This window comes from Azospirillum soli (genome assembly GCF_017876165.1).
Lineage (GTDB): Bacteria > Pseudomonadota > Alphaproteobacteria > Azospirillales > Azospirillaceae > Azospirillum > Azospirillum soli.
Window position 1 is genome coordinate 73,504 of sequence record NZ_JAGINQ010000007.1, and the last position, 24,202, is coordinate 97,705.

Here is a 24,202-nt window from a genome sequence, read left to right on the forward strand (position 1 = left end):
ATGGGATGGGCACGTAAGATCCTGCGCGTCAACCTGACCGCGGGCACCGTCAAGTCCGAGCCGCTGAACATGGAGTGGGCCCAGAAGTACCTGGGTTCGCGCGGCCTCGGCACGAAGTACCTCGTGGAGGAGATCGATCCGAAGGTCGATCCGCTGTCGCCCGACAACAAGCTGATCTTCGCCACCGGCCCGCTGACCGGCACCATGGCGTCCACGGGCGGGCGCTACACGGTCATCACCAAGGGCGCCTTGACCGGCGCCATCGCCTGCTCCAACTCCGGCGGCTTCTTCGGCGCCGAGCTGAAGTACGCCGGCTGGGACATGATCATCTTCGAGGGCAAGGCGCCCTCGCCGGTCTTCCTCTACGTCGAGAACGGCACCGCCCGCCTGCTGCCCGCCGACCACCTGTGGGGCAAGTCGGTCTGGGACACCGAGCACGCGATCAAGGCGCAGCTTCAGGACCCGCTGGTCCGCGTCTCCACCATCGGCGTGTCGGGTGAGAAGGGCGTCAAGTACGCCTGCATCGTCAACGACCTGCACCGCGCCGCCGGCCGCTCCGGCGTCGGCACCGTGATGGGCTCGAAGAACCTGAAGGCGGTCGCCGTGCGCGGCACGGAGGGCGTGAAGGTCCGCGACTTCAAGGAGTTCTTCGCGGCGTCGAACGCCGCCAAGGCCGTTCTTTCCGGCAACGCGGTGACGGGCCAGGGCCTGCCGACCTACGGCACGCAGGTCCTGATGAACGTCATCAACGAGACCGGCGCGATGCCGACGCGCAATCACCGCGACATCCAGTTCGAGGGCGCGCACAAGATCTCCGCCGAAGCCATGGCCGAGAAGCGTCCGACCGACGGCAAGTCGAACCTCGTCGCCAATCAGGCCTGCTTCGGCTGCACCATCGCCTGCGGCCGCGTGTCGATGATCGACAAGAACCACTACACCGTCCAGAACCGGCCGGAGTATTGGGGCGCCTCGGGCGGCCTGGAGTACGAGGCGGCTTGGGCGCTGGGCTCCAACACCGGCGTTGACGATCTGGAAGCGCTGACCTTCGCCAACTTCATCTGCAACGAGCAGGGCATGGACCCGATCTCGTTCGGCGCCACCGTGTCGGCGGCGATGGAGCTGTTCGAGATCGGCGCCATCACCACGGAGCAGACCGGCGGCATCGAGCTGCGCTTCGGCTCGGCGGAAGCCCTGACCCAGCTCGCCGAGCTGACCGGCAAGGGCGAGGGCTTCGGTGCGGAGATCGGGTTGGGCTCCAAGCTGCTGTGCGAGAAGTACGGCCATCCGGAGTTCCACATGGGCGTCAAGGGCCAGGAATTCCCGGCCTACGACAGCCGCGGCATCCAGGGCATGGGCCTGACCTACGCCACCTCCAACCGCGGCGCCTGCCACCTGCGCAGCTACACCGTGGCCTCGGAGATCCTGGGCATTCCGGAGAAGACCGACCCGCTGGCGACCGACGGCAAGGCCGGTCTGGTGAAGGCCTTCCAGGACGCCACGGCGGCCTTCGACAGCGCCGGCATCTGCATCTTCACCTCCTTCGCCTGGAGCCTCCAGGACGTGGCCCCGCAGGTGGACGCGGCCATCGAGGGCGGCTGGAGCGTGGACCGTCTGGTCGAGACGGGCGAGCGCATCTGGAACCTGGAGCGCCAGTTCAACCTCGCCGCTGGCTTCACCGCCAAGGACGACACGCTGCCCAAGCGCCTGCTGTCCGAGCCGGCCAACTCCGGCCCGGCCAAGGGCCGCGTGAACGACCTGTCCAAGATGCTCCCGGAATACTACGAGATCCGGGGCTGGACGGCGGACGGCATCCCGACCAACGAGACGCTGGCCCGGCTGGCGCTCTGATCGGATTGGGGGCCGCGCCCACGGAAACGTGTCGCGACGGGCCCCCACCCTGACCCTCCCCCACCTCGCGGCGGGGGAAGGGAACACAACCTTCCCCCGTGCGCAGCATGGGGGAAGGAGGGGCCCACGCGACAGCGTGGGAGGAAGGGGGCCCACGGCGGCCACCCTCTCAAAGGGGCAAGCACCTCATGCATTACGTCGTTCTCGGGGCGGGGCCGTCGGGCGTTGTCGCGGCGGAGACCCTGCGCAAGACCGATCCCAACGGCTCCATCACGCTCATCGGCGGCGAGAACGAGCCGCCCTATTCCCGCATGGCGATCCCCTACGTCCTGACCGGCAAGGTCCAGGAGGCTGGGACCTACCTGCGCAAGGCGCCCGACCATTTCGCCGCGCGCGGAATCGAGGTGCGCACCAACGCGCGCGCCACCTCGCTGATGCCCGACAACAAGCGCATCGACTTCGCCGACGGCAGCCACCTGAAGTATGACCGGCTGCTGGTCGCCACCGGCGCGCGCCCTGTGCGTCCGCCGATTCCGGGCCTTGACCTCAAGGGCGTGCACCATTGCTGGACGCTGGAGGACGCCCGCAACATCATCAAGCTGGCCGAGCCCGGCACGCACGTCGTGCTGATGGGCGCCGGCTTCATCGGCTGCATCGTGCTCGAGGCTCTAGCCGCGCGCGGCGTCCAGCTGACGGTTGTCGAGATGGGCGACCGCATGGTCCCCCGCATGATGAACCCGACCGCCGGCACGATGATCCGCCGCTGGTGCGAGGCTAAGGGCATCCGCGTCCTGACCGGCACCAGGATCAAGTCCCTCCAGAACGTCGCCGCCGAAAAGAGCCGTGGCATCTTCGGCTTCCTGAAGCGCAAGGAACCGACCGTCGCCAGCGACACGCTGGACGTCGAACTGGACAGCGGCGAGATGATGGCCGCGCACCTCGTGGTCGTCTCGGCCGGCGTGAAGCCGAACGTGGACTTCCTGGAGAACAGCGGCATCAAGATCGACCGGGGCATCATGGTGGACCGCTACATGCGGACCAGCGTGAACGACATCTACGCCGCCGGCGACGTGGCCCAGGGCTACGACTTCTCGACGAAGGCGCACGACGTGCACGCGATCCAGCCGACCGCGTCGGAGCATGGGCGCATCGCCGCCATGAACATGGCCGGCCACAACATCCAGTACAACGGCAGCCTTCAGATGAACGTGCTGGACACGGTGGGCCTGATCTCCAGCTCCTTCGGGCTGTGGGCCGGCGTGGACGGCGGCGATTCGATCGAGGTCGTGGACAACGACAACTACAAGTACCTCAGCCTCCAGTTCGAGGACGACGTGCTGGTCGGCGGCACGGCCATCGGCCTGACCCAGCATGTCGGCGTGCTGCGCGGCCTGATCCAGACCGGCACGAAGCTCGGCCCCTGGAAGGCGAAGCTGAAGGCGGACCCGCACCGCCTCATGGAAGCTTACATCGCCCGCACCCATCTGACGTGAGCCCATGAGAATGGGGGCTGGCGACCGCCGGCCCCCAGGGCTTTCCGGAGGGACCATGGAGATCGTCGTCAAGCTCTACGCCACGCTGGCCCAGCATCTGCCGCCGGGGGCCAGGCAGAACCAGATCAGGCTGGACCTGCCGGAGGACGCCACCCCGGCGCACGTCATCCACCGTCTGAACATGGCGCGGGAAAAGTGCCACCTCGTGCTGGTCAATGGCGTCTACATCGCGCCGAGCCAGCTCGACCACCACGCGCTGAAGCCGGGCGACGCCGTCGCCATGTGGCCGCCGGTGGCCGGCGGCTGACCAACCGGACATGACCGTCAAGGACATGGCTCTGACCAGGGCCGACCTGCTGCGCCTTCTCCCCGGCGCGGTGGGCGCCTTGCCCTGGCGGGCCGAGGCCGACACCATCCGCATCGGCGCGGAGGCCGGCGCCGATCTGCACATAGAACCCCTGCCGCCCTGCCGCTTCGGCCCCGTGGAAATCCCGCGCCTGCGCGTGTCCTTTGCCTTCCGGGGCTGGGACGAGGCGGAGCAACGCGCCTTCCTCGCCCGCTTCGACCGTGCCTTCCAGCGCGGCGGCGGGTGAGCGCCGGGAACCGCCCGGCCCCGCTCCTGTTGCCAAGGACCCAATGAATTGAGGTGTCCGCCATGGATCAGGAGAAGCAACAGCAGAACCCGGCCCCCATCCGCAAGACCGACGTGGCCCCGCTGTGCGACGAGGCGAGCGGCGGCGGCGGGTCGGCGCCCGACACGCGCGACCGGGGCATGCCCGGCGGCTCGCCGGCCGATGAGCGCGACTGCGATCCCATCGCGCGGCCTACCACAGACGAGACCAAGCCGTAGCCTTTCCGGGGCCGCCCCGATTTGGTCGTAGCCGCACCACCGCGAGGCCGCTAAAACAGTGGCTCTCCCGGCATCAACCACGGGCTGCGACCGGCATGCTGAAGCGCCTTTACGACTGGACCATGGCCAAGGCGGCCTCGAAGAACGCCACCACGTGGCTGGCGGGCGTCTCCTTCGCGGAAAGCTCGTTCTTTCCGATCCCGCCGGACCTTCTGATGGTCCCGATGGTGCTCGCCAACCGTCAGGCGGCGTGGCGCATCGCGACGATCTGCACCATCGCGTCGGTGGTGGGCGGCATCGCCGGCTACATGATCGGCTATTTCCTGTACGAGGCCATCGGCAAGGCGGTCATCGACTTCTATCACCTGAACACCCAGTTCGAGGTGCTGCGCCAGACCTTCGTCGACTACGGCGCGGAGATCCTCATCATCAAGGGCATGACGCCGATCCCCTACAAGCTGCTGACCATCACGGCCGGCGTGGCGAAACTGGACCTGTGGGTGTTCATCGGCGCGTCGGTGATCTCGCGCTCCATGCGCTTCTACTTGGTGGCGGCGCTGCTCTACTGGTTCGGCGAGCCGATCCGCAAGTTCATCGAGGAGCGCCTGACGCTCGTCACCACCGCCTTCGCCGTCGCGCTGATCGGCGGCTTCCTGGCGATTAAGCTGATCTGACATCACGCTGATCCGACATCACGCCGATCGGAACGGGACACCCCGCCTCCCCTCCTGTTGACGCTGCGAATGAAGCGTCAGCGGGAGAGGGACGATGGACAGTCTGCACGGGGCCTCGGTGGTCATCACCGGCGCGTCCAGCGGGATCGGCCGGGCGACGGCCCAGGCCTTCGCGCGCCAGGGGGCGCGTCTGGTTCTGGCGGCTCGGCGCGAAGCGCTGCTGGAGGAGGTGGCCGGGGAATGCCACGAACTCGGCGCCGAGGCCGTCGTGGTGCCGACCGACGTGACCGACGCCGACGCGGTGAAACGGCTGGCCGACCGGGCGGTGAAGACCTTCGGCGGCATCGACGTGTGGGTCAGCAACGCCGGCGTCGGCGCCATCGGCCGTTTCGAGGAAACCCCCATCGAGGCGCACCGCCGGGTCATCGAGACCAACCTGTTCGGCCCGCTCTACGGCGCCCACGCGGCCATCCCGGTTTTCCGCCGCCAGGGACGCGGCATCCTCATCAACACCGTGTCGGTCGGCGCCTGGGCACCCGCCCCCTATGCCGCCGCCTACGCCGCCAGCAAGTTCGGGCACGAGGGGCTGCTGGAAAGCCTGCGGGCGGAACTGGTGGACCAGCCGGGCATCCATGTCTGCGGCGTCTATCCCTCCTTCACCGACACGCCGGGCATGACGCACGGGGCCAACTATACCGGCCACGCGCTGGAACCGGAAAACCCCCTCTACGACGACCCGGAGGATGTGGCCGAGACCATCGTCTCCGTGGCGTTGCGCCCGCGCGCGCAGGCGATGGTCGGGGCGCTGACTCCGCTGACCCGTCTCGGCCACGCGGTGGCGCCGCGTCTGATGGAGAAGATCGCCGGCTACGGCGCGCACCGCCATTTCAGCCGCACACCGCCGGCCCCGGTCACCGACGGCAACCTGTTCGAGCCGATGGAGCGAGGCCGGGGCGTCGAGGGCGGCTACCGCACCCCGCCGCCCGGCTGGCTGTCGCCGCTGCTGATGGGCGGGGTGGCCGCGGCGGCGGCGGCCGCCTACGCCGGCTACGCCCGACGCCGGAACGGGCATCATCAACACTACTCTGCCACCGCCCGAAGAGCGTCGGACCGCGACACAAAGCCCTTCTCCCCTTGAGGGAGAAGGGTTGGGATGAGGGGTATGCGGCGAAGCCGCACGCACGATTCAGGCTCTTTCCCCGTCCTGCCGGACGGTATGCCCCCTCACCCCACCCCCTCTCCCACGAGGGGAGAGGGGCTACCTGCAACCGGCAAGCCCTTCTCTGCAGGTGCGCGATCCCGCTTGGCCTTGCCGTCCGGCTTGGTCCAGAATGCCGGCCCGTTCCGTCAGCCCCCGAGTCCCATCATGCCGAAGCCGGCGCCGCCGCGCGGCCGTTCGTTCGTTTCTCCGCCGCCCGCCTCTCCTCGCGCCCGCAAAACCGCGCCGGCCCACCAAGCGCCGCGCCCCCAGGCGGATCGCGAGCCGCAGCAAAAGCTGTTCCGCGTCGCCGGCCTGTCCGCCGTCTCGGCCCTGTTCGAACATGACGCCGCCCGCGTCGAGCGCCTGTTCTTCGACGAGCGGCTGAAACCTCACGTCGGCGCCTTCTGCAAGGCATTGGCGGCGGCGCGCAAGCCCTACCGCATGGTGGATGCCGAGGAGTTGGCGAAGGTCGCCGGCACGGTGCTGCACGGCGGCGTGGTCGCGCTGATCGTGCCCCGCCCGGTCCCGGCCTTCGACACGGAGGCGGCCAAGCGTTGGGCTACGGACGGCCAGCCGCTGCTGATCCTCGACGGGGTCGGCAACCCACACAATCTCGGCGCCATCCTGCGCACGGCAGCCTTCTTCGGCCTGCCGCGCGTCGTGGTCTCCGACCATCCAGGCCAAGCCCTGCCGTCGGAGTCCGCCTACCGCGTCGCCGAGGGCGGGTTCGAGTGGGTGGAGCTTTACCAGGCGGCCAACCTGCCGCTGGCGCTGAAGCGGCTGCGCGGCACCTACCGCGTCGTCGGCACCGCGTTGGGCAAAGGGCGCGCCGTGACCGACGTGGCCGGCCTTACGACGGGCGACAAGCCGGTGGCCGTCATCCTCGGCAACGAGGAGGACGGCATACCGCCCGCCACGCTCGCCGCCTGCGAGGAAATCCTGACCATCCCCGGCAGCGGCCATGTGCAATCGCTGAACGTCGCCGCGACCGCCGCCATCCTCATCCATGCCCTCGCGAGGCCGGTGAAGCCGTAAACCGTCAGTGCCCGCCCAGCGCCACGATCAGGACCAGCGCCACCACGATGAAGGTGACGATGGGGATCATGTCCACGCCGTTCCGGTTCCAGGTCGGCGCCCTGCGCGAGGCGTGGTGCCCCCCGTGGGCGTGGCCCAGCCCCTCGTCGGCCCAGCCGTGCTCCGACGGCTTGACGCCGGGGGCCGACACGGCCGGGGCCGCCGGGCTGGCCATGTCCACCACGCCGGCCCCAGTCGGGTAGGCCCGCGCTGCGCGGGGCTTCTTCAGCGATTCATCCTCCAGATCCACCTCGATGCCGGCGGTTTCCAGCCGTTCCACCACGGCGGCGACCTCCTCCGGCGTCATGGTTTCCACCGGGACTTCCCGGCCCAACTGCTCGATGCTGAGCCGGTCACCGTTCTGTCGGCCAAGCTCGGTCAGGCGCTGCAAGGTGGCGTCGTCGATCGGCATGGTTCTTGTCTCCGCGCGTGAATTTCCCCTCTAAACGCAAATGGGGCGCGGAAGCTCCGCCTCAAAACGGCGCAAGCTAAAACGGCAAAGGCCTGCCTTCCAGAAAGGCGTCCTCCACCTCCCGCCGCATCGCCTCCTCCTGCCCGACGTAGCGCGGGGAGAAATGGAAGGGCACGACCCGCCGCACCCCAGCCGCCGCCGCCAGTTGCCCGGCCTGCGCGGTCGTCAGATGCCGGCGCGCGCCGGCCAGTTCGGCGTCGGCGGCACGGAAGGGCGCCTCGATGAACAACAGGTCGGCCCCGCGCGCCAGATCGACGATGCGCGCCGCGTTTTCCGCCGTGAAGCCCGCGTCCACCACATAGGCGATGGCCTGCCCGGCGGTCAGCGACAGCGCCTCCGCCTTCAGCCGGCCGAGCGGCACCTCCACCGTCCCACCGTCCAGCCCCGGCGCCACGACGACCGCGTCGTCCGCCCCGCCGCGCAGAGCCGCCCGCCATCGACCTGCACCGTCCGTTCCGCCTCGCGGGCGAAGCTGCGGCGGCTGTGGAACTCGGCCGTGACGCCGCTGCCGCCCTCCTCCACCGCCGTCGCGGTCACCACGAAGTCGGCGGCGTAGCCCGGCGCCAGATTCCAGCAATAGGCCGCAAATTTGCCGGCCACGCGGTCCACGAAGCCCGGCGGGCCGAACAGGTGCAGCGCCTTGTCCCGCCCCAGGCAGACCCGCAGCAGATGGTCGAACCCGGCGAAATGGTCCATGTGGGCGTGCGAGACGAAGGCGTGCGTCGTCCGCAGCAGCAGGCGCGGCGGCACCGTCGACAGGTCGCCGAGGTCGAGCAGCAGGCAACGCCGCTCGAACCGCACGTCCACCAGGACGCCGGGGTCGCCGAAGGGCGGGTTGACCAGTTGGGGGTGGAGCAGCGGGTTCAGCGGCGTCCCTCCGGAGGCGGAAACCACCTTCCGGCAACCCGCCGCCGCGCGCCCCGGTTCCGCTCTCCCCACTCCATTCTCCGGGATGGGTGGCCTTGCCGGACCGGTGCCGCGACCCGACATACTCGCCCATCCGAACATCCATGTGACCGATGCCGAACGACGAGGGAGGAGACCCATGCTCGGACAGTTCCTGCGCAAGCCCGCCGAGCTGCCGCGCCCCGAGGAGGCCCTGCCTGGCCGCGCGGAGGCGGTGCCCGTCCCGCCCCGCCATCATGTCAACGGCAATCCCATGACCCCGCCCTACCCCAACGGCCTGGAGGTCGCCGATTTCGGTTTGGGGTGCTTCTGGGGTGCGGAGCGCAAGTTCTGGCAGACACCCGGCGTCTGGGTGACGGCGGTCGGCTATCAGGGCGGCCACACGCCCAACCCGACCTATGAGGAGGTCTGCTCCGGCCGCACCGGCCACACCGAGGTGGTTCGCGTCGTCTACGACCCGCGCAAGGTCCGCTTCGAGGATCTGCTGCGCGTCTTCTGGGAGGCGCACGACCCGACTCAAGGCATGCGCCAGGGCAACGACGTGGGCACCCAGTACCGCTCGGCCATCTACACCCACACCGACGCCCAGCGCGCCGCCGCCGAGGCCAGCCGCGCCTCCTATCAGGAACGGCTGGGCGACGCCGGCTACGGCCCCGTCACCACCGAGGTCCGAGAGGCCCCGCCATTCTACTTCGCTGAGGGCTATCACCAGCAGTATCTGTCCAAGAACCCCAACGGCTACTGCGGCCTGGGCGGCACCGGCGTGACCTGCGCGATCTGACGCCCGGAGAGGGGGCCGACGGCGACCTCCGACTGCGACATCCGAGAGACAGCGGCAATCCGCCTTACGCGGCCTATGCCCTTGCGGTTGCGCGCCCCCTCCCCTTCCGGCTATGGTTCGGGCGGTCCATGAAAGCTCCAGGGGGCAGCCCCGCGGGGCGCCGCCCGTGAAATCCGCGCCCATTCGATGATCAAGGAAAGAACCGAGCTGGCGACGTCGCACCTCAGCGGCCTGCTGGACTTCTGGCTCACGAAATCCGTCGGCGGCAAGCCGCCGGTGCCCAGCACGATTGCCCCGGCCGATCTGCGGCCGTGGAAGGACAATATTGTCATCTTCGAGGTCATAGGGGAGGACGACTTCGTCTACTCCTATTACGGCAAGTCCCTGGCGGCGGCCTTCGGCCGTTCCCGTCTTGGCGCGACGCTGGAAGACCTGCCGGAGGAGCAGCGCGCCATCCTGCGCCCCGAATACGAATCGGTGCGCCGCGAAGGGCTGCCGGTCGCCCGCACCTACACCGCCGACTTCAGCGGGGTGCGGCGGAGCTGGGAACGGCTGGTCCTGCCGATGTCCAGCGACGGCGAGCAGATCGACAAGCTGCTGGTCGCCGCCTACGAGCTGCCGAAGTGCGCGCCCGTCGCCCAACCCGCCACACCGGCGACCTCGTCTCCGTCCTCGTCCAACGCCAAAACTCCGGGAGCCACGGCATGACGCCGCGCACGCCCCACGTTGCCGCCCCCGCCACCCAGTCGGGCGTCGTCACCGCCGACGAGTTCAATCTGTGGTGCGCGCTGAACGGCCGCCCCTTCAACCTGATCCCCAACGCGCGCCAGGACGGCCGCGTGCTGTGGGATGTGGAGGTGCTGCCCGGCACGCCGCGCGCCGGCACGGTCTATTCGACCAACCTCGGCGACGAGGCCTTGGCCGTGGTCGCCGGCTTCGCCTTCCTGTCGGGCGTGGAGTGGGCCTACGAGGCCAAGCACCCGGTGGAGGAGCCGACCCCGGCCGCGCTGGCCGCCGCGGCCCCCGCGCCCCAGCCGACCGAGGCTGCCTCCGCCGCCGCTCCGGCTTCTGCTCCGGCTACCGCGCCGGCCGTCCCGGAAGGCCCGGTCGAATACCCGCCGAACTACTCCCTGCCGGCCATCGCGCTGCTGCAATCGCCGCCGCCGCGCCCGCCGCAGCAGCATGACGAGACCGTGCTGGCCCGCAACGCCCGCATGCTGGAAACCGTCCTGAAGAACTTCCGCGTGCGCGGCGAGATCATGGACGTGCGCCCCGGCCCGGTCGTCACGCTCTACGAGTTCGAGCCGGCCCCCGGCACCAAGTCCGCGACGGTCATCAACCTGACCGACGACATCGCCCGTTCCATGAGCGTGGTGACCGCCCGCATCGCCATCGTGCCCGGCCGCAGCGTCATCGGCGTCGAACTGCCGAACCCGGTGCGCGAAATGGTCTATCTGCGGGAGATGTTCGACCACGACACCTTCCGCAACACGACGGCGAACCTCGCCATCGCGCTCGGCAAGGACATCAGCGGGGAGCCGGTCGTCGCCGACCTCGCCCGCATGCCGCACCTTCTGGTCGCCGGCACGACGGGTTCGGGCAAGTCGGTCGCCATCAACACGATGATCCTGTCGCTGCTCTACCGGCTGCCGCCGGAGCGCTGCCGCTTCATCATGGTCGATCCGAAGATGCTGGAGCTGTCGGTCTACGACGGCATCCCGCACCTGCTGACCCCCGTCGTCACCGACCCGAAGAAGGCGGTCGTGGCGCTGCGCTGGGCCGTGCGCGAGATGGAGAGCCGCTACGAGGCGATGTCCAAGCTCGGCGTGCGCAACATCGAGGGCTACAACGCCCGCATCGCCGAGATGATCGCCAACGGCGAGAAGATGCCGAAGCGCACCGTCCCCGGCGAGACGGAAACCGTCTTCGACATGGGCCCGAGCGAGCCGGTGCCGCTGCCCTTCATCGTCGTGATCGTCGACGAGATGGCCGACCTGATGCTGGTCGCCGGCAAGGAGATCGAGGCGGCGATCCAGCGCCTGGCGCAAATGGCCCGCGCCGCCGGCATCCACCTGATCATGGCGACGCAGCGCCCGTCGGTGGACGTCATCACCGGCACCATCAAGGCCAACTTCCCGACCCGCATCAGCTTCCAGGTCACCTCCAAGATCGACAGCCGCACCATCCTGGGCGAGGCCGGGGCGGAGCAGCTGCTCGGCCAGGGCGACATGCTCTACATGCAGGGCGGCGGGCGCATCACCCGCGTGCACGGCCCCTTCGTCTCCGATTCGGAGGTCGAGGAGATCGTACAGTACGTCAAGTCGCAGGGCGCGCCCAACTACGTCACCGCGATCACCGAGGAAGAGGACGAGACCGTCACCATCGAGGACGACGAGGGCAGCGCCACCGGCGCCACCGGCGACGACCTCTACATGCAGGCGGTCAACCTCGTGGTGCGCGAGGGCAAGGTGTCGGTCAGCTTCATCCAGCGCCAGCTTCAGATCGGCTACAACCGCGCCGCCCGCCTCGTGGAGCGCATGGAAACCGAACGCGTGGTCGGCCCCGCCAATCACCAGGGCAAGCGCGAGGTTCTGCTCTCCCCCGCCGGCCTCTCCGCGAAACGGGCCGGCGTCTAAAGGAGGGCGTGTGATGGTGAAGGCGAACTTCGAACAGCTCGCCCTTTACAACCGCTGGGCCAACCGCCGCCTCTACGCTGCGGTGGCCGAGCTGCCCGACGCACAGTACCGCGAGGATCGCGGCGCCTTCTTCAAGTCGCTGCGCGGCACGCTGAACCACATCCTGGTCGCCGACCGGGTGTGGCTCCACCGCATCGAGGGCGCCGGCCCGGTGCCGTCCTCCCTGGACGAGATCATCGCCGACCGCTTCGAAGACCTGCGCGCCGCCCGCGAGGCGGAGGACGAGCGTATCATCCGCGTCGTCTCGGCCCAGGACGAGGGGCGCTTCGGCCAGCCTTTCGCCTACCGCTCCATGGCCGGCACGTCGCACGAGCTGCCCTTCATCCAAATCCTGACACACATCTTCAACCACCAGACCCACCATCGCGGCCAGGCCCACACGTTGCTGAGCCAATTCGGCCGTGAGGCGCCCAGCATCGACTTCGTCTATTTCCTCCTGGGAAAGTGACCATGCCCGCCTTCATCACCGACGTTGCCGCGCTCGAAGCCCTCTACGGACAGCCGGCCGGCCCCTCGGTGGCGAAGGAAGTCGATCGCCTGACCCCCGGCTACCGCGCCGTCGTCGAGGCCTCGCCCTTCTTCGTGCTGGCGACCTCAGGGCTGGACGGGCTGGACGCCTCCCCGCGCGGCGACGGTCCCGGCTTCGTCCGCGTGGCCGACGAGCGCACTCTTCTGGTCCCCGACCGGCGCGGCAACAACCGCATCGACAGCTTGCGCAACCTGATCCACGACCCGCGCGTGGCCCTGCTGTTCCTGGTGCCCGGCGTGGACGAGACGCTGCGCGTCAACGGCCGCGCCGCCATCACCGCCGATCCCGACCTCTGCGCCGGCTTCGCCGTGGACGGCAAGGCGCCGAAGACGGTTCTGGTGGTGACCATCGAGTCCGTCTTCTTCCAGTGCGCCCGCGCCCTGCTGCGCTCCCGCCTGTGGGATCCGGCCAGCCGCATCGACCGCAAGTCCCTGCCCTCCACCGGCGCCCTGTTGGCCGAAGCCAGCGCCGGCCGCGAGGGCGGCGAGGAGTACGACCGTTCCCTGGCCGAACGAATCCCGAAGTCGCTCTATTAAAATCAATCGGCTCTATATCCGGGACGGCGACAGCCGGAACTCCACCACCGCGTCGGCGGAGGCCAGTTGGTTGACCAACTCCATTGGGTCCGGCGAGCCGGCGGCCTGCAAGACCAGCTGGTATTCAAACTGACCCGACCCGTTCTTCAGGTGATAGCCCCAGTCGATGATGTCGTAGCCGTGCTCCCGCGCCTTGATGCGGATGGCCTCGGCCGTGGGCGCCTTGCCCTGCGCGAAGACCAGCGTCAGATGCATCACCGTCTGGTGCGGCAGCGCCGTCTCCAGCCGCCGGAATGCGCTCATGATGAGAATGCTCAGAACGGCGGCGGCGATGGCCGCGACGTAGAAGCCGAGACCGATGATGACGCCGATGGCCGCCGCCGACCAGATCGAGGCGGCGGTGGACAGCCCCCGGATCGACATCCCCTCGCGCATGATGACGCCCGCGCCGAGGAAGCCGATGCCGGTCACGATGCCCTGGATGACCCGTGTCGGATCCCCCGCCGCGCCCTGCACCCCCAGCCCGCCGTACCACATGCTCGGATAGGCGTTGACGACGGTCAACGCCGCCGACGCGAGGCAGACCAGCCCGTAGGTCCGCATGCCCGCCGCCCGCCCGTGGTACGAACGCTCGTACCCCATCAGAATGCCGACGGCGAGCGCCCCCAGCAGGTGCAGCAGGATGATGCCGTTGGTGATCAGCTCGGCCCGCGACCAGTAGGCGGTCAGGATGTCGGTCAGGGTGCCGGTCAAGGAATCCATCGGACCCTCCCCAAGCGAAACGCCTCCAAGGACAAGCCTACGCCCGAATGGTTACCAACCCCTCTTCCATTCCCGAGGGGAAAGGGAGTCTCACCCCAGCGCCCCCAGGGTCCACCGCGCGAACAGGGCGACCAGCAACCCTTCGGCCGCGCCCAGCATCAGGCGCAGCAGGAGGCCCACCAGATCGGTGAAGCGGTCGCGTTTGGGAAACACCTCGGCCAGCATGGCGGACACGCCCCGGCGCAGGTTCAGGCTGATCACCCCGATGACCAGCGCCACCACCGCCGTGCCGACCACGAAATACAGCCCGCCCTTCCAGCCGGCGAAGGCTTGCGGGTTCAGCAGATAGAAATGGGTGCCGACGACGATCCACACGGCCGAGGGCCACACGCCGACGATGTCGGCTTGGCTGGCGGCGCGGGGCCGCGGCTGCGAGCGCCAGGGCACCCCGCCCCCCGTCAGCCCCCCGGCACGTGCCGGTAGGCCAGCACGCAGGCCGGGCGGCCGTCTTCACCGGCCAGCGGCAACAGAAGTTCCACGAAACGCACGCCCGGCAGCATCGGGTCGTCGCGCACCAGAAGGCTGCGCGGCTCGCCCTTCTCCAGGCAGGCGCGCAGGTCGGCGTTGAAACGCTCCGCCGCCTGGGGCGGGTGGCAGGCGCTGACCAGCCGAGGCACCGGGCGCTGGCCCAGCCGACGCTGGATCGCCCGGCCGCAGGCCCGATAGACGAAGTCCTCGCCGCCGCGCACCGGCTCCATCAGGCACAGGCGCGACACGCTCTCGCGGATCTGCGCCGTGTCGATCTCGCGGGCCAGCGGCATGGCGCGCGTCTGCTTGACCCGGCGCCAGTACACGTACAGCACGCGGGCCGCCGGCTGCGACTTGTCGATGTCCAGAAGTTCGGAGCGGCAGGGCGGCGGTTCCGCCTCCAGCACGGCGGCACCCGGCGCCGCGACTACGGCAACCGCCGGAGCCGCAGGGGCAGCGGACGCCGGGGCGCCCGCCGGCGTGGCGAACACCGGCTGGCGGTCCAGCCGGCCGCCGTGCTTCTTCAGCATCGGCAGCGGCGCCCAGGCCGCGCAGGTGTGATAGCCCTTGGTGACCTTGCGGTAATCCTGGCTGGAGGCCGTGCGGCACTCCCCCTCCACGCTGTAGCGGGTGACGTGCACCAGCGTGTTGTCGTCCGACATGGCCCGTTCACCCCCCCACGAGACGCAGGCGGCGCAGGCGCGGCTGTCCTTGGCGAAGGCGTGGCTCATGGGAAACAGATGCTCCAGGGGCAGAGGAATGGCGAATGGGGAGGGACGCGGTGGTTCTCCCCCGCCGTCCTATGGGATTGATGACGCCGTTTCGGTGTCCGTTCAAGCGCCACCTCGCCGCGCGGTCGCAATGTTTCCGAGGTGTGGGTTTCAGGCATGTCGCGAACACATCATCCCACCCCTTCCCCCGGACGCCCTTAGTCCCTATAAAGGGGCCTCGCAACGACATATTACCCGCCCCCTCTCCCCGTCACCGGCGCGAGGGGGCTTTTGCTGCCCAAACGTCGAGAAGCGGACCCATGCCCAAGCGCACTGATATCAAATCCATCTGCATCATCGGCGCGGGGCCGATCGTCATCGGCCAGGCTTGCGAGTTCGATTACTCCGGCGTCCAGGCGTGCAAGGCGCTGCGCGAGGAAGGTTACCGGGTCATCCTGGTGAACTCCAACCCCGCCACCATCATGACCGATCCCGGCCTCGCCGACGCCACCTACATCGAGCCGATCACCCCGGCCGTGGTGGCGAAGATCCTGGAAAAGGAAAAGCCCGACGCCCTGCTGCCCACCATGGGCGGCCAAACCGCGCTGAACACCGCCATGGCGCTGTCCGACGACGGCACCCTGGAGCGGCTCGGCGTGGAGATGATCGGCGCCAAGCGCGACGTCATCGCCAAGGCCGAGGACCGCATCCTGTTCCGCGACGCCATGGACAAGCTGGGCCTTGAGAGCCCGCGCTCGCGCATGGTGAAGAACTTCCGCGAGGCGCAGGACGCGCTGGATTTCGTCGGCCTGCCGGCGATCATCCGCCCCAGCTTCACGCTGGCCGGCACCGGCGGCGGCATCGCCTACAACCGGGAAGAGTTCGAGGACATCGTGCGCGGCGGCCTGCGCGCCTCCCCCGTGGGTGAGGTCCTGATCGAGGAGTCCGTGCTCGGCTGGAAGGAGTACGAGATGGAGGTCGTGCGCGACAGCGCCGACAACTGCATCATCGTCTGCGCCATCGAGAACATCGACCCGATGGGCGTCCACACCGGCGACAGCATCACCGTCGCGCCGGCGCTGACGCTGACGGACAAGGAATACCAGATCATGCGCAACGCCTCGATCGCGGTGCTGCGCGAGATCGGGGTGGACACCGGCGGCTCCAACGTGCAGTTCGCGGTGAACCCGGCCAACGGCCGCCTGATCGTGATCGAGATGAACCCGCGCGTGTCGCGCTCCTCGGCCCTGGCGTCGAAGGCCACCGGCTTCCCCATCGCCAAGATCGCGGCGAAGCTGGCCGTCGGCTACACGCTGGACGAGCTGAAGAACGACATCACCGGCACCACGCCTGCCAGCTTCGAGCCGACGATCGACTACGTCGTCACGAAGATGCCGCGCTTCACCTTCGAGAAGTTCGCGGGCACCGAGCCGCTGCTGACCACCTCCATGAAGTCGGTGGGCGAGGCCATGTCCATCGGCCGCACCTTCCAGGAGTCGGTGCAGAAGGCGCTGCGCTCGATGGAGACCGGCCTGACCGGCTTCAACGAGGTCAAGATCGCCGCCCCCAACGCGGTCGAGGGCGACGTTCCGGACGCCGCCGCCATCCGTGGCGCGCTGGCCCGCCCGACCCCGGACCGCCTGCTGGTCATCGCCCAGGCCTTCCGCCACGGCTTCTCGGTCGCCGAGGTTCAGCACGTCTCCAAGTACGACCCGTGGTTCCTGGAGCAGATCAAGGCCCTGGTGGACCGTGAGGAAGCCATCCGCAAGAACGGCCTGCCGACCGACAAGGACGGCTGGCTGAAGCTGAAGCAGATGGGCTTCTCCGACGCCCGTCTGGCCGAGCTGTCGGGCAAGACCGAGGCCGAGGTCGCCGAGGCCCGCCGCGCCGCCAAGGTCACGCCGGTCTTCAAGCGCATCGACACTTGTGCCGCCGAGTTCGCCTCGCGCACGCCCTACATGTACTCCACCTACGAGGCGGACGGCACGGGCGAGGCCGAGTGCGAATCGGATCCGACCGACAAGAAGAAGGTCGTCATTCTCGGCGGCGGCCCGAACCGCATCGGCCAGGGCATCGAGTTCGACTATTGCTGCGTCCACGCCGTCTACGCCCTGCGCGAGGCCGGCATCGAGACCATCATGGTCAACTGCAACCCGGAGACGGTCTCGACCGACTACGACACCGCCGACCGCCTGTATTTCGAGCCGCTGACCGCCGAGGACGTGATCGAGCTGGTCCGCGTCGAGCAGCGCAATGGCACGGTTCTGGGCTGCATCGTGCAGTTCGGCGGCCAGACCCCGCTGAAGCTGGCCGACGCGCTGGAAAAGGCCGGCATTCCGATCCTGGGCACCTCGCCGGACGCCATCGACCTCGCCGAGGACCGTGAGCGCTTCCAGAAGCTGCTGCACCAGCTCGGCCTGAAGCAGCCCGCCAACGGCCTCGCCCGTTCGCTGGAAGAGGCCGAGAAGGTCGCCGGGCAGATCGGCTTCCCGGTCGTCATCCGTCCGTCCTACGTGCTGGGCGGCCGGGCGATGGAGATCGTCCACGATATGGCCGGGCTCCAGCGCTACATGGGCACCGCCGTGAAGGTGTCGGGCAAGAACCCGGTCCTGATCGACAGCTACCTGCAGGACGCCATCGAGGTTGACGTGGACGTGGTGGCCGACGCCGCCGGTCAGGTCTACATCGCCGGCATCATGGAGCACATCGAGGAAGCCGGCATCCACTCCGGCGACTCGGCCTGCGCCCTGCCGCCCTACTCCCTGCCGCAGGACACCATCGCCGAGATCGGCCGCCAGGGCGAGGCTCTGGCGCTGGCCCTGAAGGTCGTCGGCCTGATGAACGTGCAGTTCGCGGTGAAGGACGGCACGGTCTACATCCTGGAGGTCAACCCACGCGCCTCGCGCACGGTGCCCTTCGTCGCCAAGGCCACCGGCACGGCCATCGCCAAGATCGCCGCCCGCGTCATGGCCGGCGAGAAGCTGGCCGACTTCAAGCTGAACGGCCCGAACCCGCCGCACACTGCCGTGAAGGAAGCCGTCTTCCCCTTCGCCCGCTTCCCCGGCGTGGACATCGTGCTCGGCCCCGAGATGAAGTCCACGGGCGAGGTGATGGGCCTGGACACCAACTTCGCCTTGGCCTTCGCCAAGTCGCAGCTGGGTGCAGGCGTGGCGCTGCCGGTGCAGGGCACGGTCTTCATCTCGGTGAAGGACCGCGACAAAGCCGCCGCCGTCCAGATCGGGCAGAAGCTGCACGGCATGGGCTTCCGCATCCTGGCGACCACCGGCACCGCCGCCGCCTTGAAGACGGCCGGCGTCACCGCCGAGGTCATCAACAAGGTGGTGGAAGGCCAGCCGCACATCGTCGACTCGATGATCAACGGCGACGTGCATCTGGTCGTGAACACCACCGAGGGTGCGCAGGCGCTGGCCGACAGCTTCAGCCTGCGCCGGACGGCGCTGACCTACAACATTCCGTACTACACCACCATGGCGGGTGCGCGTGCGGCGGTGGAAGCGATTGCCGCACTCCGGAACGGCAGCCTTGAAGTTGCGCCGTTGCAGTCGTACCTTAGCGGATCGTATTAGGGATGGTGACGGCGCGGCGGACCTCCTCCCCGCGCCGTCAACCGTCTCTGGCGCTGCGTCGGCATGGTGATGGATTGAACGATGGAAAAGTTTCCAATGACTGCGGCGGGCTACAACCGCCTGCAAGAGGAGCTGAAGCACCTCAAGTCTGTTGAGCGCCCGAACGTCATCAAGGCGATTGCCGAAGCGCGTGAGCACGGGGACCTGTCGGAAAACGCCGAATACACCGCTGCGCGCGAGCGGCAGAGCTTCATCGAGGGCCGCGTCGCCGAGCTGGAGGACAAGATCAGCCGCGCCGAGGTCATCGACCCGGCCAAGCTGTCCGGCAGCACCGTGAAGTTCGGCGCGACCGTGACGCTGGCCGACGAGGACACCGACGAGGAGACGACCTACCAGATCGTCGGCCAGGACGAGAGCGACATCAAGAACGGCCTGCTGTCGATCCAGGCGCCGCTGGCGCGCGCCCTGATCAACAAGTCGGTCGGCGACAGCGTCGAGGTCTCCACCCCCGGCGGCTCCAAGCTGTACGAGATCGTCCAAGTCGCGTTCAAGTAAGATCGCGTTCTCGAATAAGGGCCTCCGGTCCGACTTCACCGCATGCCATGACGAGCCGCCGCGCACCGCCCAACGGAGCGCGGCGGCCTTTTTCGTTGGCGGGTAAGGCCCGATTCCTTCGGCTGCATCGGCAATTCCTGCCCCGCCCCGGGCAAGTTCGGCCGCCCATCCCTTCCGCCACCCCGCCTGAATCAAGCGTTTTTCCGCTGGCACCGCGATTGCAAACCTGTGGTTGCCATCACCAGCCGGGGGACCGCTCATGACCAGCCCTTTCACGACCGCCACCGGCAGCCAACGCTACGCGGTGGACAGCAGCCGGCTGATCAAGCTTGACCCCGCTCCGGCGATCCGGGCGGACACGCCGGAGGCGCGCGCCTTCATGGCCGAGATGAAGCGCGTCGCGGCTGCGGCCGAAGCTCCCCCCGACCCCGTGCTGGTCGCCAAGAACCGTGCCGTGCAGGCGCACACCGTGTTCCGGCAGAACGGCCAGATCATCGCCGCCGTCTGGCGGGACGGCCAATCCCAGATGACCAACGCCCTTGGGGCGAAGCTCGACTGGCCGAGCATGGAGAAGCGCACGGCCGGCATGACCGACGCCCAGCGCCGCGACTACATCGCCCAGCAGATCGTCAAGCACATGGGCCCCGGCGTGACGGTCGAGCGCTACGGCGAAAGCGGCGCCGCCCCGACGCGGGGCGCCATCAACGACGAGCAGAACAAAGCCAACATCAAGGAGCGCAGAAGGCTTGGCCTGGAGATCCTTTAAAGCGGATTTCGATCCGCTCTGGACCGCGACGGCGGGCCCGGACGCCTATGCGTCCGAAGCCCGGCCGGCACATGAGGCCATATGAATCTAAAGCGAATGCAAATTCGCTTTAGGACTTGTTGCGGATCAGCACGCCGGGCAGGGTCAGCGCCCGCTCCGCCGAGCAGTCCGCGCCGGTCCGCCCGGCCAACTTCCGCGGGCAGGAATGCAGAAGCGCGTCGAGGCTGGTGTTCTCCGGCACGCGCACCCGCGCGACGCACACCGCCCCGTCCGGACCCCAGCCGGCCTCGAAGCTCAGCGGGGCGTCCTTGTCCTCCTTTTGGATGCCGAAGCGGTCGTACACATCGATCGGCATCCCGTTGCGCGTGGTCCCGATTCCGTCGCCGCAATAGTCGGCGCGCACCATGCGGGTGCAGGCCTGATAGAGTTCGCGCATCGGCACGCCGTTTACCCCGTCCTTCCAGGGCTTATAGCCGAAGCGCACGCATTTGCCCTGAGCACCGGAGGTGCAGGTCAACACAAAGCCCGGCGCGTCCGGCCGGTACTCGCCCGTTGCCGCCCAAGCGCCCGGCAGAGGGAAGCCGCGCCGCCGGCCCTTCGGGTCGGGCTCGCACAGGTCGGCCCAGGCGCCGCTCGCCGGGTCACGGTAGCTCAGCCCGTACAGCGTGATTTCCGGGTCGTCCGGATCCGTCTCGACGGCGTCGATGCGGATGTCGTGCACCGGCCCTTCGCCGATGGCGACGGACAGCACGGCACCGACGAGGCCCTCCCCCGCCGCGACCGAGCCGTCCGCCCGTGTGATGCGGAATTCGTTGCCAACCACGGACACCGCCGGTTCCGCGAAGGCCGGACCGGCCGCGATCACCGCCAGCGCGCCGATGAGCCTCAGCACTCGCATGGTTCCACCTGTTCCAGCGGAAAGGCGCCGCAGCCGCAGCCACGGCGCCCTTTCTCTCGCGCCGCTCAGCGCGCCCGCTCGGGCAGGGTCACGGCGGTGACGCGCAGCCCCTGCGTGGTCACCTCTTGCGCGGTTCCCGGGGCCGTGCCGTTGAGGCTGATCCCGTTCAGATCCGAACCGTTGATGCTGATGCCGTTCAGGTTGGCCCCGTTGATGCTCAAGCCATTGAACGCCAGCCCGTTGAACGCGAGGCCGTTGAATGCCAGCCCGTTCACGGAAATGCCGTTCAGGTTGAGGCCATCCTCGGCCTGGGCGGGAACGGCGATGGCGAGCGGAGCCAGCAGGGCGCCGACGGCAAGCATCTTCGAAAATCCAGTCACGATGATCTCCCATAAGCTGCGGCCCTTCTCACACGCGGAGAGAAAAGGCCGTTTGGTTACGGGCGGGATCGTAGGCGCGCCAAATTTCTCCCGAATTTCAGGAAACGGCCGATTTCGTTACAACTATTTCCAGAAAATAACGGTTCATTTTCTCTAAAAAGTGGTAAGCCTTTTAGCCCTTCAGCTCCTGCGCCAGGAAGGCGCTGACCCGCGCGATGGCGTCCTTGCGAGCGGACTCGTTGGTGCCGACGGTGGCCTCGCCGGTCGGCGCGGTGGCGAGATTGGTGCGCTTGCGCAACGGCGAGGCCGGGGAGTCGAAGCCGTGGTGCGCCTCGGGATAGACCACCACCTCCGTGCGCTCCTTCACCGGCTCGCGGTTGGCCAGCTCCACGCATGTCTCGGCGGGCGTCCACTCGTCCTTGCCGCCCAGCAGCATCAGCAACCGCCCTTCCGGCTGCCAGGATTGATCCTTCAGCGGCTTACCGCAGCCGGGATAGAAGGCGACCGCCGCGCGGAAGCCGCTCCCCTTCCCGTCCTCCTTGCTCCCTGGGCCATAGGCGGCCAGCACCGTGCCGGCACCCTGCGACCAGCCCATCACCGCGATGCGGTCATTGTCCACGTCGCGCCGCCGGTCTTGCAGATAGGCCAGCGCCGCCCAGGCATCGCGCTTGCGCTCCACCGACGCGCGGACGGAGCGCTCGTTCCGGGTGCAGACCTGATCGATGCCGCGCGGGCCGAAGCTGTCCACCATCAGCACCGCGTAGCCCTGGTCGCGCAGCGTCAGCGCCCAATCGAGATGCCGCGCCGACACCCGCCCGCTCTTGGTGTAGAGCCCGCTGCACCCGTGCAGAAGCACGACGGTGGGGAACGGCCCGGTCCCGGCCGGCCGCAGGAAGCGCCCGGTCAGCGTCGTCGGCGCCCCGTTGGTCAGGTCGGCGTCCTGGGAAGGGAAGCGCACGATCTCCTCCGCGTGCAGCCCCGGCGACGCGGCGGGGGCCTGCGGTGCGGACGCCAGCAGCAGCGCCGCGAAAGCGACGCCCGGCAGGACGGAACGGCGGAGGGGGAACATCATCATCGTCTCACGGTCCCGGACAGCGACGGCGGAGAGTGTACCACCATCACGTCCGGAAACCAGACCGTGCGCTTGCGCCGGGGGACGGGGAGCCATGCGCGCCAAAGGCGCGCAGGATCAGCGTACGGCAAGCGTGGACAGCTTACCGGCGGACGACCCGCGCGGTGCCTTCGTCCTCGTCCTCATCCTCGTCATCCTGGAGGGATTCCGGGATGTCGGGCGAGTCCACGTCAATCGGCACGCCCGGCGTGTGCTTGGAGGTGCGGATCGACAGCGCCGACTTGACGTGCGCCACGTTGGGGGCGGCGGTCAGCTTGGTGGTCAGGAAGCGCTGGTAATCGTCCCAGTCCTCCGCCACGATCTTCAGCAGGAAATCGTACTCGCCGGCCAGCATGTTGCACTCGCGCACCATGGCCCAGCTGTTGACGAGCTCCTCGAATTTCTTTAGGTCCGCTTCGGCTTGGCTCGACAGCCCCACTTGGGCGAACACGGTGACACCGAACCCGAGCGCGTCGGGGTTGATGTCGGCGTGATAGCCGCGGATGAAGCCCGCCTCCTCCAGGGCGCGGACACGCCGCAGGCAGGGAGGGGCGGAGATGCCGGCGCGCCGCGCGAGCTCTACGTTCGTCATTCGGCCGTCATTCTGCAGGTCGCGCAGAATGCGCCGGTCAATTCGGTCGAGTTTGACCCGCCGCATGGTTTACTCGGTGGCTCCGGGGATGATCTGAAGAAAGGATATTACACGGTGACGCCTGCAACGCCAAGCAAGAAACCCTTTCCAGCGTGAGCGGGAAATACACCATTCCACGCGCTTCCGGCCGAAGCGCGACGACCGGCCGCACCCACAACCATCCGTGACGCGATGCAATCTCTCACCTGTTGGGTAGTAACCGACGGCAAGCCGGGCATGGAAAACCAGTGCCTCGGCCTCGCCGAAGCCCTGGGCCTCACCCCCGTGGTCAAGCGGGTGAGCCTGCGCAGCCCCTGGCGCCAGCTCAGCCCCTACCTGCGCCTGGGCAACCGCTTCGCCGCCGGTCCGAACGGCGACCCGATCCGGCCGCCCTGGCCTGACCTGCTGATCGGCACCGGCCGGCAGAGCATCGCCCCGTCGCTGGCCGCCCGCAAATTGTCCCACGGGCGCACCTTCACCGTGCAGATCCAGGATCCGCAGCTCAGCCCGCGCAACTTCGACACCGTCGTAGTGCCGCGCCACGACCGGCTGCGCGGCGCCAACGTCCTGGTCACGCGCGGCGCGCTCCACCGCGTGACGCCGAAAATCCTGGCCGAGGCCGGGGAGCGGCACGCCGCCCGCCTCGCCCATCTGCCGCACCCGCGCATCGCCGTGCTGATCGGCGGCAACAACGGCGTCTACGCGCTGACCCCGACCATCATGAGCGACGTGGCGGACAAGCTGGCGGCCCTGTCCCGCGCCCACGGCGCCGGCCTGATGGTCACGCCGTCGCGCCGCACCGGCACCGACAACGAGGCGATCCTGCGCGCCCGCCTGTCCGGCCTGCCGGCCGAGGTGTGGGACGGCACCGGCGAGAACCCCTACTTCGCCTACCTGTCGCTGGCCGACGCCATCGTGGTCACCTGCGACAGCGTCTCCATGACGTCGGAGGCCTGCTCCACCGGCAAGCCGGTCTACGTGATCGACCTGGACGGCGGCTCGCCCAAGTTCCGCGCCTTCCACGACGGGTTGGTCAAGGACGGCATCACCCGCCCCTTCACCGGGGACCTGGACCACTGGACCTACCCGACCTTCAACGACACGGACGAGGTCGCGAACGAGGTGCGGCACCGTCTGTTGGCCCACCGGAACAAACACGCCACGTGATCGGAAGCCCCCCTGTGCGTGGAGGGGGCGCGACACGTCACCGCAGG

Annotated in this window: 27 protein-coding genes; 17 read left to right on the forward strand and 10 right to left on the reverse strand. The window is 68.7% G+C overall.

What is annotated here, in order from left to right:
• The 8 genes from J2852_RS13020 (at position 1) to J2852_RS13055 (ending at position 7,101) form a co-directional block, all read left to right on the forward strand.
• Positions 1–1,848 carry an aldehyde ferredoxin oxidoreductase family protein gene (locus J2852_RS13020; protein WP_209876038.1) on the forward strand — a complete coding sequence of 616 codons (1,848 nt, stop codon included), beginning with the start codon at positions 1–3 and terminating at the stop codon, positions 1,846–1,848.
• Positions 1,849–2,036: 188 nt separating this feature from the next.
• Positions 2,037–3,341 carry an NAD(P)/FAD-dependent oxidoreductase gene (locus tag J2852_RS13025; protein ID WP_246499583.1) on the forward strand — a complete coding sequence of 435 codons (1,305 nt, stop codon included), beginning with the start codon at positions 2,037–2,039 and terminating at the stop codon, positions 3,339–3,341.
• A gap of 55 nt (positions 3,342–3,396) precedes the next feature.
• A complete protein-coding gene (locus J2852_RS13030; protein WP_209876042.1) occupies positions 3,397–3,648 on the forward strand; it encodes a MoaD/ThiS family protein in 252 nt (83 codons plus the stop codon).
• 10 nt (positions 3,649–3,658) lie between these two features.
• Positions 3,659–3,934, forward strand: coding sequence for a class II glutamine amidotransferase domain-containing protein (locus J2852_RS13035; protein WP_209876044.1), 276 nt, complete (start codon positions 3,659–3,661; stop codon positions 3,932–3,934).
• Between the two features lie 62 nt (positions 3,935–3,996).
• Positions 3,997–4,191 (forward strand): hypothetical protein, encoded by a 195-nt coding sequence (locus tag J2852_RS13040; protein ID WP_209876046.1) that lies wholly within the window; start codon positions 3,997–3,999, stop codon positions 4,189–4,191.
• 95 nt (positions 4,192–4,286) lie between these two features.
• A complete protein-coding gene (locus J2852_RS13045; RefSeq protein WP_209876048.1) occupies positions 4,287–4,865 on the forward strand; it encodes a YqaA family protein in 579 nt (192 codons plus the stop codon).
• A gap of 94 nt (positions 4,866–4,959) precedes the next feature.
• On the forward strand, positions 4,960–6,003 hold the full coding sequence (locus tag J2852_RS13050) for an SDR family oxidoreductase (RefSeq protein WP_209876050.1): 1,044 nt from the start codon (positions 4,960–4,962) through the stop codon (positions 6,001–6,003).
• A 228-nt stretch (positions 6,004–6,231) separates the two neighbouring features.
• Entirely contained in the window at positions 6,232–7,101 is an 870-nt protein-coding gene (locus J2852_RS13055; protein ID WP_209876051.1) for a TrmH family RNA methyltransferase, read from the forward strand.
• Positions 7,102–7,105: 4 nt separating this feature from the next.
• Here the strand turns inward: J2852_RS13055 and J2852_RS13060 are convergent, their stop codons facing one another.
• The 3 genes from J2852_RS13060 to J2852_RS13070 form a co-directional block, all read right to left on the reverse strand.
• On the reverse strand, positions 7,106–7,552 hold the full coding sequence (locus J2852_RS13060; protein ID WP_209876053.1) for a hypothetical protein: 447 nt from the start codon (positions 7,550–7,552) through the stop codon (positions 7,106–7,108).
• A gap of 76 nt (positions 7,553–7,628) precedes the next feature.
• On the reverse strand, positions 7,629–8,006 hold the full coding sequence (locus tag J2852_RS13065) for an MBL fold metallo-hydrolase (protein WP_209876055.1): 378 nt from the start codon (positions 8,004–8,006) through the stop codon (positions 7,629–7,631).
• Positions 7,955–8,551 (reverse strand): MBL fold metallo-hydrolase, encoded by a 597-nt coding sequence (locus J2852_RS13070; protein ID WP_209876057.1) that lies wholly within the window; start codon positions 8,549–8,551, stop codon positions 7,955–7,957. The genes J2852_RS13065 and J2852_RS13070 overlap by 52 nt, the downstream gene beginning before the upstream one ends.
• 106 nt (positions 8,552–8,657) lie before the next feature.
• On the opposite strand from J2852_RS13070, the gene msrA reads away from it, so the two are divergent.
• The 5 genes from msrA (at position 8,658) to J2852_RS13095 (ending at position 13,060) form a co-directional block, all read left to right on the forward strand.
• On the forward strand, positions 8,658–9,299 hold the full coding sequence (msrA, locus tag J2852_RS13075; protein WP_209876060.1) for a peptide-methionine (S)-S-oxide reductase MsrA: 642 nt from the start codon (positions 8,658–8,660) through the stop codon (positions 9,297–9,299).
• Positions 9,300–9,485: 186 nt separating this feature from the next.
• Positions 9,486–10,007, forward strand: a complete 522-nt coding sequence (locus J2852_RS13080; protein ID WP_246499585.1) for a PAS domain-containing protein — start codon at positions 9,486–9,488, stop codon at positions 10,005–10,007.
• Positions 10,004–11,935, forward strand: a complete 1,932-nt coding sequence (locus J2852_RS13085) for a DNA translocase FtsK (protein WP_209876062.1) — start codon at positions 10,004–10,006, stop codon at positions 11,933–11,935. Before J2852_RS13080 ends, J2852_RS13085 begins: the two co-directional genes overlap by 4 nt.
• Positions 11,936–11,948: 13 nt before the next feature.
• Positions 11,949–12,443, forward strand: coding sequence for a DinB family protein (locus J2852_RS13090; protein ID WP_211112208.1), 495 nt, complete (start codon positions 11,949–11,951; stop codon positions 12,441–12,443).
• A 2-nt stretch (positions 12,444–12,445) separates the two neighbouring features.
• Positions 12,446–13,060, forward strand: coding sequence for a pyridoxamine 5'-phosphate oxidase family protein (locus J2852_RS13095; RefSeq protein ID WP_209876066.1), 615 nt, complete (start codon positions 12,446–12,448; stop codon positions 13,058–13,060).
• 12 nt (positions 13,061–13,072) lie between these two features.
• Here the strand turns inward: J2852_RS13095 and J2852_RS13100 are convergent, their stop codons facing one another.
• From J2852_RS13100 to J2852_RS13110, 3 genes are all read right to left on the reverse strand, one after another.
• Positions 13,073–13,822, reverse strand: coding sequence for an MgtC/SapB family protein (locus tag J2852_RS13100; protein ID WP_209876068.1), 750 nt, complete (start codon positions 13,820–13,822; stop codon positions 13,073–13,075).
• Between the two features lie 90 nt (positions 13,823–13,912).
• On the reverse strand, positions 13,913–14,269 hold the full coding sequence (locus J2852_RS13105; RefSeq protein WP_209876070.1) for a hypothetical protein: 357 nt from the start codon (positions 14,267–14,269) through the stop codon (positions 13,913–13,915).
• An 11-nt stretch (positions 14,270–14,280) separates the two neighbouring features.
• Positions 14,281–15,081 carry a PAS domain-containing protein gene (locus J2852_RS13110; protein ID WP_209876072.1) on the reverse strand — a complete coding sequence of 267 codons (801 nt, stop codon included), beginning with the start codon at positions 15,079–15,081 and terminating at the stop codon, positions 14,281–14,283.
• 299 nt (positions 15,082–15,380) lie between these two features.
• On the opposite strand from J2852_RS13110, the gene carB reads away from it, so the two are divergent.
• From carB to J2852_RS13125, 3 genes are all read left to right on the forward strand, one after another.
• Complete coding sequence (gene carB / locus J2852_RS13115) at positions 15,381–18,647, forward strand: carbamoyl-phosphate synthase large subunit (protein ID WP_209876080.1); 3,267 nt, start codon at positions 15,381–15,383, stop codon at positions 18,645–18,647.
• Positions 18,648–18,728: 81 nt separating this feature from the next.
• A complete protein-coding gene (greA, locus tag J2852_RS13120; RefSeq protein ID WP_209876082.1) occupies positions 18,729–19,202 on the forward strand; it encodes a transcription elongation factor GreA in 474 nt (157 codons plus the stop codon).
• Between the two features lie 259 nt (positions 19,203–19,461).
• Positions 19,462–19,968 (forward strand): hypothetical protein, encoded by a 507-nt coding sequence (locus tag J2852_RS13125; protein WP_209876084.1) that lies wholly within the window; start codon positions 19,462–19,464, stop codon positions 19,966–19,968.
• A 109-nt stretch (positions 19,969–20,077) separates the two neighbouring features.
• Here J2852_RS13125 and J2852_RS13130 read toward each other — a convergent pair whose 3' ends face one another.
• From J2852_RS13130 to J2852_RS13145, 4 genes are all read right to left on the reverse strand, one after another.
• Complete coding sequence (locus tag J2852_RS13130; RefSeq protein ID WP_209876085.1) at positions 20,078–20,866, reverse strand: ADYC domain-containing protein; 789 nt, start codon at positions 20,864–20,866, stop codon at positions 20,078–20,080.
• 65 nt (positions 20,867–20,931) lie between these two features.
• Positions 20,932–21,246 (reverse strand): hypothetical protein, encoded by a 315-nt coding sequence (locus J2852_RS13135; RefSeq protein WP_209876088.1) that lies wholly within the window; start codon positions 21,244–21,246, stop codon positions 20,932–20,934.
• A 172-nt stretch (positions 21,247–21,418) separates the two neighbouring features.
• Positions 21,419–22,321: a dienelactone hydrolase family protein gene (locus tag J2852_RS13140; RefSeq protein WP_209876090.1), complete on the reverse strand. Its 903-nt coding sequence runs from the start codon at positions 22,319–22,321 to the stop codon at positions 21,419–21,421.
• 139 nt (positions 22,322–22,460) lie between these two features.
• On the reverse strand, positions 22,461–23,015 hold the full coding sequence (locus J2852_RS13145) for an Lrp/AsnC family transcriptional regulator (protein ID WP_209876092.1): 555 nt from the start codon (positions 23,013–23,015) through the stop codon (positions 22,461–22,463).
• A 210-nt stretch (positions 23,016–23,225) separates the two neighbouring features.
• Here J2852_RS13145 and J2852_RS13150 point away from each other — a divergent pair, with 210 nt between their 5' ends.
• On the forward strand, positions 23,226–24,155 hold the full coding sequence (locus tag J2852_RS13150; protein WP_246499586.1) for a mitochondrial fission ELM1 family protein: 930 nt from the start codon (positions 23,226–23,228) through the stop codon (positions 24,153–24,155).
• Positions 24,156–24,202 lie beyond the last annotated feature (47 nt).